The following is an 11,167-nucleotide window of genomic DNA, read 5'->3' as shown; positions in this document are numbered from 1 at the left end:
GTGAGTTACAAAACTGAACAAGAGTCATTCTGGGCGGGCGAATTTGGTAATAATTATATTGACCGTAATGATAATAAAGAGCTAATAGCGAGTAATGCAGTACTATTTTCGTCAATTTTAAAACGAACAGGCGCAACGAAGAGTATTATTGAATTTGGTGCTAACATTGGGATGAACCTCAAAGCCATTGAATTGTTGCGCCCGAATGCAAAACTATCAGCGATAGAGATTAATGCTCAAGCGGTTACAGAGCTTAAAAAAAATCAAAATATTGAAGTGTTTCATGATTCCATTTTGAGCTACTCACCTGAAAAGGCTTATGATCTTTGCTTCATTAAAGGTGTGTTAATTCATATTAACCCTGAAGATTTAACGACTGTTTATCAAGCCCTATATCGTTCAAGTTCTCGATACATATGTGTTATTGAGTATTACAACCCGACTCCTGTTGAAGTTCCGTACCGTGGTCATGCCGGTAAATTGTTTAAGCGTGATTTTGCAGGAGAAATGCTAGATATGTTTAAAGATTTAACTCTTGTAGATTATGGCTTTGTTTATCATCGAGATACGGCTTACCCTAAAGATGATTTGAATTGGTTTTTGCTCGAAAAAAAAGCAAAATAAAGACATGTTCACATGCCATGTGTGCTGAGATTTAAATGATGTTTATAGAACTGTAATTTATGAATATTTGAAAGTTTATGTGAACTGTAAATAGTTAGAGATAACTTATTGTAATTGATGAGTCAGAGTCGAGTTCAAATGAAATATTGTAAAAGCTGTTTAACGACTAATTTGAGGCCGAATGCCTCATTTAATGACACGGGTATTTGTATTGCTTGCCAATATTCAGGTAGCGATCAACTGACGACTTCAAGGGTAAAACTTGAGCAATTACAAAAGAAAATCATCACAAGTCGCGCCAAACAACGTAATAAAGGTGCGTATGATTGCATTGTTGGGGTCAGTGGCGGTAAAGATAGTACCCGACAAGCCCATTGGGTGCGTGATCGTTTAGGGTTAAGGCCATTACTTGTATGTTGTGCTTACCCACCTAAACAAATGACTGATATCGGAGCCAAAAACCTTTCTAATTTAATTGAAATGGGTTTTGATGTTATTGTTGCAACCCCAGCCCCAAAAACTGCAGCACAGCTAGCTTTAGCTTCTTTTAGACAGTTTGGTAATGTTTGTAAATCTACCGAAATGTCACTGTTTTCTACGGTACCTCGTTTAGCAATAGAAATGGGGGTGAACACCATATTTTGGGGGGAAAATCCAGCATTACAAGTCGGCGATGCTGCCGTTGAGGGGATTGATGAGTTTGACGGAAATAATTTACGTAAACTAAATACGCTAACAGATGGCGGAACCGATTGGATTAAAGAACAGGTTAGTTCTCCACACCTTGCTGAACACTATATTTACCCTGACGAAATAGGATTCGACAAACATAAAATCAATATATTTTATTTAGGTGCGGCTTGGGATGATTGGAGTAACGATGATAATTCGGCTTATGCCGCATTACAGGGATTAACGTTAAGACCTCATGATGAACATATTACGGGTGACTTATCCAATGCTTCAATGATTGATGAAGAATTTACTAATATCAATATGATGCTTAAGTATTATAAATTTGGTTTTGGTCGAGCGACAGATTCGGTGAATGAAAAAATACGAAATGGCCAAATAAGCAGAAAGAAAGCTATTGCTATTGTTGCTGAATTTGATGGTGTTTGTGGGGATAACATTATAAAAAATTACGCAGATTATGTCGGGATCACTGTTGCTGAATTCTGGCAGATAGCAAATAAATGGATTAATCCCAAATTGTTTACAATCAATAAAGAAAGTAGGCCAAAGAGAAAGTTCACTGTTGGAGTCGATTATGTCGGTTGATATTCTATCAATTGGAGCGGGTAATGTGAGATCAATTCAACATTGGATTGAAAGTGCATTTATTTCAACTCGAATCGTGCATCGTGCCAGTGATATAAAGTCTGATATTTTGATATTACCTGGCGTCGGTGCTGCTGGTTTTTATATGGAACGATTAAAATCGGGTAGTTTTGATAAAGCGATTATAGAACACACAGAATCAGGCAAAAGACTTATAGGCATATGTTTGGGTTTTCAAGTGCTTAGCTCGCACACTGAAGAAGATGGTGGTATTGAAGGATTGGGGCTATTACCAGGTGAAGTCATTAAGCTTTCTGATACTACTCATAATGGCTGGGAGAGCTTTGATTTACAAAAATGTAATTTGCGTCAAAGTGCTTTTTGTTCACCTTCTCAACTAACTCGAAAGCAAAAAGTAACAGGCCGTGTTTTTTATAATCATGAGTATGGTTATCAACACACCGGAGACGTTGATGCTTTTGAATTGCCCATCAGCGAATCATTCAATAAATACAATGCGATGTTGGTGAAGGATAATATTTTAGGATTACAGTTTCATCCTGAAAAAAGTCAGCAGACAGGACATGAGCTATTGAAGTTGATGTTATAAGGATACGTAAAGTGAGAGAAGGCGCGATAGTTCTATTGCACGAAGGACAGTGTTATCAATCATATCATTGGAATAAGTTGAGACCTCTAGGAACATTACAGACTGTTGTTAACGCTTTAGAAAGTTATGAGTGTGACGAGATTGCAATTATTCGTCCCGTAAGAGCAACGGATTCTGTATCTGGTTTTGAAATGGATTTAGCTGTTATTTCATCACTGAACACGTCGACTCCAATCAGCTTTGGCGGCGGCATTCGAAGCGTCGAGATGCTCTACAAACTATCTAACCTTCCTATTGAAAGATTAATTTTGTCAACGGCATTTTTAGAACAAAATATTGAATTATTAGACAAGGCTGTTCATCTAATGGGTCGTCAAGCCATTCAGTGCTTATTACCTATGTCTTTTAATGATGATATTGCCAAAGTTTGCCATCTCTCTTCTGCGTCGCTTATTGATATTGCTAATATTGACATGGATTTAATCAGTACTTTTGCAAATGAAATCATTATATATGACACCGATAATGAAGGTGGTTATTCAGGTTTTCGGACGCAATTAATGACCCAGTTGCCGTTTGAAAGTTCCCGTATTATTGTCAGTGGCGGTATTTCTCAAGCTTCTATCAAATGGGCTCTGGAGCAGCAATATGCTGCAGTGTTAGTTGAGAATAAAGTGTTACATCGTGAGTATTCAAGAAAGGCTCATAATTATGGTTAAACAATGTCCAACATGTTTATATAACACTGCACATCCATTTGGTTTAGCGTTATACCAAAATACTTGTTCAGGTTGTGATACTCATCTAGAGAAGTATCAAATAGATTGGCAGCTTAAAAGAGGGCAACTTGAAACTCTTTTAGAAAAACATAAAAGTAAAAATAATAGTTATGACTGTGTTGTACCGGTCGTTGGAGATGCTGACGATTATTATGTACTTGAAAAAGTACTAGAGCTTGGCCTATCTCCATTAGTTGTCTGTGTGAATAATTATTTTAATAATGATATTGGTTGGTATAACTTACATAATCTGATTACCCACTTTGATGTTGATTCGTTCGTTTTCAATCCTGACATTAGAGTTTATAAAGATTTAGTAAGAACATCACTGCGCAAATTTGATCATATTCAATTACCTTTCCATGCTCTTCATACTTCTTTTCCTGTGCATGTAGCGAATGAACGAAATATTCCACTCGTCATTTGGGGGGGGCACCAAGCTATTGAGCAAGTTGGTAAGTTTACTCATCATGATAGAGTTGAAATGAGTCAATGGAGCAGGTTGCAACACGATATGTGTGATATCAGCTTGGAAGAGTTAATTGGTAATGGTGCTCAAATTGATTTACGACACCTCAATTACTATCAATATCCCAATATTTCATCGTTAAGCAAAAAAGGCGTCACAGGAATTTATTTAAGTAATTATTTTAAGTGGGACCCATTGTTGCAAAATAAAGCTATGGTTGAACATGGTTTTCAACCTCAATTGAGTCGTGCCACATTTGATTGTTATGAACGTGCCGGTAGCTCTGTTTATTATGAACTGCATGATATTTTAAAATATCAACGCACAGGCTATCGAAAAGTAACTGATCAATTAACCAGAGAAATTAGACATGGGCGAGTCACTTTAGAGCAAGCAACCGAGCTTGCTCATAAATATCAGCAACAACCCGCAAACATTAAACCTTTTTTTAAGTGGCTTGATGTGACAGAAAGTGGTTACGATTGGTATGTAAAACATCGTTTAGGCAAGGTTAAACACTTAATTCAAAGTGATGTTAATGAAGCAATACCTCCTACACCTAAATTGCCCGAAAGCCTTTCAAAGATGATGTCACCTAGCTTCTCCCCTAAAGAACATCACTTATATTTCGCAAAAGGTATCAGTATTTAAAAAGGATTATGATGAAAAAAATTATCTTGTTCGGTAGTGGTACTGTTGCCGAAAAAAACCTACATTTGATGCCAGAATTCATTGTCGATAACAGTGTCGACTTACAAGGCTCATTGTTTCACGGTGTTCCAGTTAAAAGCCCAAATGAGCTAAATGGCTTATCGGCTCATTACAAAGTGATAGTGTGTACTACGTCAGTAACTGAAGTTAAACATCAGCTTAATGCTTACGGATTTGTTTGGGGTCAAGATGCGGATGTGGCCGAATTATTAAGTGAAAGAATGGAAATGAGTCAACTTGAAGAGACTCAATTTCAATTTCTTGTGAGTAGTGGTCTACCTTCCTCTGCGGAAACTTTTTCTGGTGGAGGAATATATTTGATCCAAGAAACTGATGAGTACCCTTCTGCAAAACAGTTATTTAAAGGTAATACCCATGGTTTGATTCGTCATGATGACGAAGGTTTTGCATTTTCTTCTCAGGGTGACGGTATCATGTTGATGAACAAAGATTTTGAAGTATGTCATCAAATCGAATTGCCAGAAGGGCTTAGGGCTCATGGGTTAAGAAAGTACAAATCATTATGGGTCATCGTGTCAAGTTATGGTGACTGTATTATTGGGGTAAACCATCAGGGGAAAGAGGTATTTAAGTACAAATTTAGTGAAAAGTTAGCTCGATTTGGCAGTGCTCAACACCATTGTAATGATATTTTCATTGTTGATGATTTTGCCTATGTTTCAATGTTCTCCGTCACAGGTAACTGGAAACGTAACAGTTTTGATGGCGGTATCATTGAAGTGGACTTAATCACTGGAGAAATGAATGTCATCATTAATAATCTGACAATGCCTCACAGTGTTATTTGTGATGAGTTTGGTCTTAAAGTACTCAACTCATTTAAAGGGACATTACTGGGTAATAATTTTGATGTTTTAGCGACCTTGCCAGGTTTCGTTCGTGGATATGATTCTGATCATGAGTATCATTACATTGGTGAAAGTAAGAATCGTAACTTTTCAAGGTTAGAAACTGGAAGAACCCCTGTATCTATTGATACTCGAATTACAATAGTAAATAAAAAGTTCAACTTTAGTCGCTCGATACAGCTCCCTAAAAAAGTGTCAGAAATTCATTCAGTGATTAAATTATAATAATTGAATAATTGAATAATAGGAGGCTTGATTGAAGTTAACTGTGGTCTCCCCACAAGGACTCGAACCCTGATCGATCGCTTAGGAGGCGACTGCTCTATCCTGTTGAGCTATAGGGAGACTTTGCTAATTATACAAGTTTTATGATTGATTTAAAGTTTTTAAATTCAGTTGTTTGTTCTTTATTCATTCAATTGAAACTCATTAATATTCAATAGCATGAAATATTTAATGAGTTCTCCCAAATAAAAATATCAGTGATATTTATGATTCATTAAAGTGTAAAAGTTATTGACTCATTTGAGCCAAATAATTTCTTGCCGTTACGTTCTCATTGTTAATAGATAATACTTGAGAAAAAGAAGATCTAGCCCCTTCTGTTTGCCCAATGTTAGCTAAAAAAATCCCTAGCTTTATGAGTGTATTTTCATCCGTTGGGTATTTATCTAGGTAATTTAAGTATTTATCTAAAGCCTGCTGGTTTTCCCCTTTTAAAGATAAAATATGTGCGTGTTGAGGTTGATATTCATCACTGTATTTTACTAATTCATTAAGGGTTTTTTCTGCTAAATCTAGATTGTGTAGTTTAAATGCTATAAGTAAAATCTGTTTATGTTCCACTTCAGAGCGGTTGCTTTCTTCAATACTTAATATCGAATTTAAAGCAGATTCAAACTCGTTTTTTAAAAAAAAAGTAAAATATTGGGTTAAGTGAAACAATCGTGAAGCATATTGATCAACACTTATTAATGGACGTAAATTAGTGGCAAGTAATTTTAGCCCGGCAATGTTTTTGCTTTGCTTTAAATCTATAATTTTTGCGAGTGTGTTTGTTAGAACTTGGTTTTTTTTCTTCATTGAAAAATATGGATGAGCGCGACTTTCAAGTTGTACTTTATAGGAGTTTTGCAATTTAATGATTACTTCATTATCTCTTTGAGGTAAATTTGAAGCTATTTGCTTTCCTGCATTGTTTATCCATAAGTAAACTCTGCCTGGTTGATTAAAGTAGAACCAAGTTGTGCTTAATAAAACAAATGAAGGGCGTTCTTTTAACTCTTCTTTTCTAACAGTAACTAATTCTAAGGACTGTTGAACTAACTCATTTAACTCTTTTGACATGATTTCAAATGCTTGATAATACTTATTAGTCATTGAATTCATTTGTTCTTCTGACCAGTCGTTTGTTTCTTTTGTGGTTAAAAACTGCGAGAACTCAAAATAACCATAAATTTTGATGAGTTTACTGAAAGAGGAATGTTGGTTATTTATTTTAGATTCGATTCTTTCAATGCCTGCAATTTTTTGTTGGTATTCGTCACTCTTAACTGAATATTTTTTGGCCGTTGAAATAAGTGAAAGCGCTTCTTTTGATAATGTGTGAATTTTATTAAGAGAACGTTTAGCTGCGCGTAGCTCTTTTTCTAGTGAATAGAAAAATTGACTTTCCTTCTGGCGCTTTTGTGGTAAGTTTTCGATGAACTGCTTAATTGTACAAGAAACGGGTTCAATTTTAATGTTTTTTACGTCAATATGTTGAATACCATCAATTTTTGCTGCATTAATGGACAAGTTTATTATGTTGGTTTTTGGGTATGCTGTAGCCTCTTGCTGTAAAGCATTTGCTGCATGGAACAAGGACATGGGGGTTTCTGCTAAATTCCCTGCATAAGTTTCAACCCATTGATTGATTCTACTATTATCACTTCCAGATGCTGCTTCAACACTTCCTTTAGTATGAGTAAGCCCTGTGCTTGAATGACAAAAATCTACCCCAGTTAAAAGAATTTGAGAAAACCCCATTTCAATGGCAATTCTAATTGAGCTGTTTGTAACAGTTGGGCCAACTGTGGGGATGTTATTACTATCAATCCAAGGTAATTGTTCCCCAAGAAAAACAGATCGTCCTTGCCATTGGGCTAAAATTCTATGGCAAATATGATGGGAGTTTACGAGCAAACTTTCATGGGCTAGACCCATCATTTCTCTATTAACTTCGAAACTATGCTCTTGTGGATCAATTGACACAATAATGTGTGCAGGTATACCAAGTAGTGACAGCTTAGAAGCACACCTTGATACGGTAATAATGAATAATTTATCGTAGTTTAGTTTGAGCCAATCAAGTTGTTCATCAAGTGAAGGGCCTCCTCCGACGATAACGCATGTTTTACCGCTAAAAGTATTTTTTAAGATTGTTGCAGGTTGTTGATTTTCACTAGCATTGAGTAATTGTTCTGCAAAAAATAATTTCTGATTTAAATTTGCTTTTAAAGATGAGCTTTTCTGTGACAGCAATTTACAAATATTGTTGTAGCAAACAGAGTAATCTTCAATGACGCCTGATGACGCTGATAATGAAAGGGTTACTTTTACCTGGTTTTTAACTAAAAACAAGTTGTGATGGCTAGATTGAATAATGTTAGAAAACTCATCGAAGCTCATGACATCAAGGTATTCCTTCTGTTTTTCAGGAAGATCAATATTTAACATTGTCATAACTTCAGGGAGCTCAACGAATAAATATTTGCTCCCTTCGGTTTTAGGTGCTTCTATAATGTAGTTAACCAGTAAACCGGAGTCTAAGCCTACAATTATATGAAGAGTGTCTTCTGTAAAAATATCCTGTTTAAATTTTTGCTTAAAAACAGTTGTAGAGTCGACTTTTTCGAAGGTATTCCTGTTGATACTAGGTAGGTAATATTCATTAAATTGACTGATAGCAAATTGATTTTTTATTACTGAGTTTGATGCTGTCATTGTATTAAAACCTTTGTATATAGGGTCAATATCTCGAATGCTCTTAATGTTGAGCCGATTCCAGGATGTTGTAACTTTATATAGAACTATTTGGGCTTAAATCTTAATCACAATATCTTGAATTTGGATATTGCCAGAGCTGTTAACTCCTTCAAGAATAGCAGTGGCGCTTTCTTCTGATACTTGCTCAATGGTCACTGTCGCTCGATTCTTGGTGGCTACAGCGCGCATTAAATTCACTCTATCAGGAATATTTTGTTGTAACACAATTTGGAAGTTATCACCCATCTTGACGTTATTTTTGCGGCCTAAGTTAATAATGATTCTGTTGCCTTGTTTCGCCACAATTTGACCCAGTAAAGGGCGGCAATTGAGCAAGTTATCAATGTCTTGGGTACTTTGTTGTAGTAATTGGTTCATTGCTTGCCCGTATTCAGAACCCCAGAAACGTTGGGTTGAAGGTGACACTGTTTCATCTCGGTCAAACTCCCAAACAGCCATTGTTGAGTAGTCTTTACTCCAGACTTTTTCACCGCTAATGCCATGGAATAAAGTAAAGCGCAAGTTGATTTGTCGCTCCGGATAATCGTTCCATAGACCGAATATTGAACTTTGATAAGGCTCGGTGGAAATATCTAATACTTCAGGTTGCAATATATATTGGCTATCTGTGATTTCACCTAACCAGCTAGGGATTCTATTGCCTTTGAAGTTAATTAACTCGTTTGTATGGTCGAGTTTTTCTTCTGCATGCATGTGAGCAAAACTATAGTTTGATAGTCCATTAATGACTGAACCGTATTGTTGAGATAGCGCTTGTTCAAACTTGGCGAGTTGTCCATAGCGCAACTGTGAGCGGTCGCGCATGGTTGCTTGCGGGATCATTATCGCTGCTTTGAGTTGTTGGCTATGACATTGTTGAACCACTTTTTGTGATTGTAGGTTAAGCCTTAGTAAAACGGTGATATCGGCTTTGGTAACAATTTCAGATACCAGTTCAATATTGTTGGCTTCGCCCATTCGTTGAATGTGAAACGCATCTTGAGTGAGGTTACCTTGGTTGATTGTTTGCTGGCTATTAAAGTTAACCCCAGCTTTTAAACTAGCATAGTTAAGTGCCTGGTTGATTGCAGCCTCACGGGCTTTATCGATATTCCCGTCGATGATTTTTGCTTGGCCTGATACTTCGACTTGTTGCGCAAAAGCTAAGCTGCTAGCAGTACTTGAAAGCATTGCTAACAAGAAAAAAACGAATAATTTTAGGCTTAAATTTGGCATGTTCATTTTCACTTTTGACAAATCAGTACGATTGCAGTGCCAACTAAATGACTTTTGAGCACTGTTTTTATTAATGTCTGAAATAAAGCAAAAACTGTGCCTGTTATAACTAAAGTCTTTTTGTCAGCTCTGATTAATTTATCGCTCATTCTTAGTAAAGTTTTTGAATAATCCGCCGATAGAGTTGCATGGAATGTGATTTTGATTACTTGGTATTAATTCACTAATGATCTTATCGATGAATTTGAAAACTGACTTCATTCAAATATAACTGATTTAAGGGAAGGCTATGCGATCACTGATATTAATCCCCATTGCTTTAATGGTGGTTGCTTGTGCTAATAAAGAGCCTGCAGCTCCTGATGAGTTGACTTATGCTGTTCAGCCTACAGATACTAACTATTGGTTTGCATCAGAGCCACAAGCTGAATCAAAACAAGCGCTTTACTATGATATCGAAAAAGTTGGCCTAGCACCTAAATCTCACATTAATATTCTTGCTGAAAAAATAGTCAACGAGCTGGTTTTGCAAAATGACAGTTTACGAACAGATCAGCCTTTGCTGGTAACAACACCTGTGAAGGTGGGCCAGTTTAGTCAAACTGATGCATTAGGGTTGCAGCTTCAACAAGGTCTTGTCGCTGCATTTCATGCTCATGAGTTTAACCTCGTCGATATGAACGTTGCTAATGCCATAAGGGCTACTGAACAAGGTGAATTTATCCTGAGCCGTGACTGGAAATTATTACCTTCTGATTTACCGGTTTCTCATGTAGTGGTGTCGACAATGGATACAACTACTCAGGGATTAGTGTTGAACGCTAGGATTGTTAATGTGACCAACAACCGTGTTGTATCAGCAGTTCAGACTTTCGTGCATTTAGCGAGCTTACCGGGATTCTTATCGCCATCAAATAAGGTGATTTCACAAGATGGTCTGTTATTTCGTAATGAGCAATCGGGATTAGGGAAGGTTGCAGTATTAGGTGAACAATTATGAGAAAATTACTACTTATACTGATGTCGGTGGCAGCATTATCTTTAGGCGGGTGTGCGAGTAATGATAAGTATGTGCAGTGGGAAACAGAAGCGCCTGAGCAGTTTCCGACATTAACAGCCATTGGTTATGCGCCTTTAAAAACTCAACCGGCAAAAGATCAATCACATAAAGTGTTAATGGCGATGCAGGCCTCTAAAATAGCAGCCTATCGCGAATTGGCCGAGCAAGTTTACGGCCAACAAATAGATGCCAATAGCCAAATGAGTGATTGGCTATTAAATAGCGAAACTGTGTCTGCTAATGTATCTGGCATGATTAAAGGCGCTAAGGTGATAAAAAGTTATCCAGCAGGCGATATGTACGTAACTGAGTTGGAGTTAGACTACGCTCAAGTATGGGAGCTTTATCAGCAAGCTAATCGACCAAGAAAGATCAAAGAAGTAACATACTTTTAGTTTTATTAATACGTTATTAGTTAGACTGTATCTTGATGGGTTGAAATTGATAATAAAGCCGCTGATTAGCGGCTTTTTTGTGTCTAAAACTGCAATTTTACAAGGC

General features: G+C 36.7%; 10 protein-coding genes and 1 tRNA gene. 8 read left to right on the top strand and 3 right to left on the bottom strand.

Going from position 1 to position 11,167, the window contains the following annotated elements; genetic code table 11:
* The 6 genes from QPX86_RS14780 to QPX86_RS14755 all read left to right on the top strand — a co-directional run bounded on the left by QPX86_RS14780 (position 1) and on the right by QPX86_RS14755 (position 5,568).
* Positions 1 to 624 (top strand): pseudaminic acid biosynthesis-associated methylase, encoded by a 624-nt coding sequence (locus QPX86_RS14780; protein WP_220753039.1) that lies wholly within the window; start codon positions 1 to 3, stop codon positions 622 to 624.
* Between the two features lie 138 nt (positions 625 to 762).
* Positions 763 to 1,905 carry an N-acetyl sugar amidotransferase gene (locus QPX86_RS14775; protein WP_220753038.1) on the top strand — a complete coding sequence of 381 codons (1,143 nt, stop codon included), beginning with the start codon at positions 763 to 765 and terminating at the stop codon, positions 1,903 to 1,905.
* On the top strand, positions 1,895 to 2,515 hold the full coding sequence (gene hisH / locus QPX86_RS14770; protein ID WP_220753037.1) for an imidazole glycerol phosphate synthase subunit HisH: 621 nt from the start codon (positions 1,895 to 1,897) through the stop codon (positions 2,513 to 2,515). Before QPX86_RS14775 ends, hisH begins: the two co-directional genes overlap by 11 nt.
* Before the next feature lie 11 nt (positions 2,516 to 2,526).
* Positions 2,527 to 3,234, top strand: coding sequence for a HisA/HisF-related TIM barrel protein (locus QPX86_RS14765; protein ID WP_220753036.1), 708 nt, complete (start codon positions 2,527 to 2,529; stop codon positions 3,232 to 3,234).
* On the top strand, positions 3,227 to 4,414 hold the full coding sequence (locus QPX86_RS14760; protein ID WP_220753035.1) for an N-acetyl sugar amidotransferase: 1,188 nt from the start codon (positions 3,227 to 3,229) through the stop codon (positions 4,412 to 4,414). The genes QPX86_RS14765 and QPX86_RS14760 overlap by 8 nt, the downstream gene beginning before the upstream one ends.
* 11 nt (positions 4,415 to 4,425) lie before the next feature.
* Positions 4,426 to 5,568: a DUF4915 domain-containing protein gene (locus tag QPX86_RS14755; RefSeq protein ID WP_220753034.1), complete on the top strand. Its 1,143-nt coding sequence runs from the start codon at positions 4,426 to 4,428 to the stop codon at positions 5,566 to 5,568.
* Positions 5,569 to 5,612: 44 nt separating this feature from the next.
* On the opposite strand, the gene QPX86_RS14750 is transcribed toward QPX86_RS14755, so the two are convergent.
* From QPX86_RS14750 to QPX86_RS14740, 3 genes are all read right to left on the bottom strand, one after another.
* A tRNA-Arg gene (locus QPX86_RS14750) sits at positions 5,613 to 5,688 on the bottom strand.
* A gap of 168 nt (positions 5,689 to 5,856) precedes the next feature.
* Positions 5,857 to 8,328 (bottom strand): 6-hydroxymethylpterin diphosphokinase MptE-like protein, encoded by a 2,472-nt coding sequence (locus QPX86_RS14745; RefSeq protein ID WP_285163087.1) that lies wholly within the window; start codon positions 8,326 to 8,328, stop codon positions 5,857 to 5,859.
* Between the two features lie 96 nt (positions 8,329 to 8,424).
* Positions 8,425 to 9,612 carry a flagellar assembly protein FlgT gene (locus QPX86_RS14740; protein WP_285163086.1) on the bottom strand — a complete coding sequence of 396 codons (1,188 nt, stop codon included), beginning with the start codon at positions 9,610 to 9,612 and terminating at the stop codon, positions 8,425 to 8,427.
* 283 nt (positions 9,613 to 9,895) lie between these two features.
* Between QPX86_RS14740 and QPX86_RS14735 the strand changes: the two genes are divergently transcribed.
* The gene (locus QPX86_RS14735) at positions 9,896 to 10,606 is read left to right on the top strand and encodes a FlgO family outer membrane protein (RefSeq protein ID WP_285163085.1); all 711 of its coding nucleotides are present in this window, start codon (positions 9,896 to 9,898) and stop codon (positions 10,604 to 10,606) included.
* Complete coding sequence (locus tag QPX86_RS14730; RefSeq protein WP_285163084.1) at positions 10,603 to 11,061, top strand: LPP20 family lipoprotein; 459 nt, start codon at positions 10,603 to 10,605, stop codon at positions 11,059 to 11,061. Before QPX86_RS14735 ends, QPX86_RS14730 begins: the two co-directional genes overlap by 4 nt.
* The last annotated feature ends 106 nt before the right edge of the window (positions 11,062 to 11,167 follow it).

This window comes from Shewanella goraebulensis, assembly GCF_030252245.1.
Lineage (GTDB): Bacteria > Pseudomonadota > Gammaproteobacteria > Enterobacterales > Shewanellaceae > Shewanella > Shewanella goraebulensis.
The sequence above is the reverse complement of the archived record's forward strand: the minus strand, read 5'-3'. Positions and strand labels throughout refer to the sequence as shown.

Excerpts from the sequence above, each read along its gene's own strand:
- QPX86_RS14760 (WP_220753035.1), top strand. The coding sequence starts at position 3,227 with ATGGTTAAACAATGTCCAACATGTTTATATAACACTGCACATCCATTT.
- QPX86_RS14735 (WP_285163085.1), top strand. The coding sequence starts at position 9,896 with ATGCGATCACTGATATTAATCCCCATTGCTTTAATGGTGGTTGCTTGT.
- QPX86_RS14775 (WP_220753038.1), top strand. The coding sequence starts at position 763 with ATGAAATATTGTAAAAGCTGTTTAACGACTAATTTGAGGCCGAATGCC.
- QPX86_RS14730 (WP_285163084.1), top strand. The coding sequence starts at position 10,603 with ATGAGAAAATTACTACTTATACTGATGTCGGTGGCAGCATTATCTTTA.
- QPX86_RS14755 (WP_220753034.1), top strand. The coding sequence starts at position 4,426 with ATGAAAAAAATTATCTTGTTCGGTAGTGGTACTGTTGCCGAAAAAAAC.
- QPX86_RS14740 (WP_285163086.1), bottom strand. The coding sequence starts at position 9,612 with ATGAACATGCCAAATTTAAGCCTAAAATTATTCGTTTTTTTCTTGTTA.
- hisH (WP_220753037.1), top strand. The coding sequence starts at position 1,895 with ATGTCGGTTGATATTCTATCAATTGGAGCGGGTAATGTGAGATCAATT.
- QPX86_RS14745 (WP_285163087.1), bottom strand. The coding sequence starts at position 8,328 with ATGACAGCATCAAACTCAGTAATAAAAAATCAATTTGCTATCAGTCAA.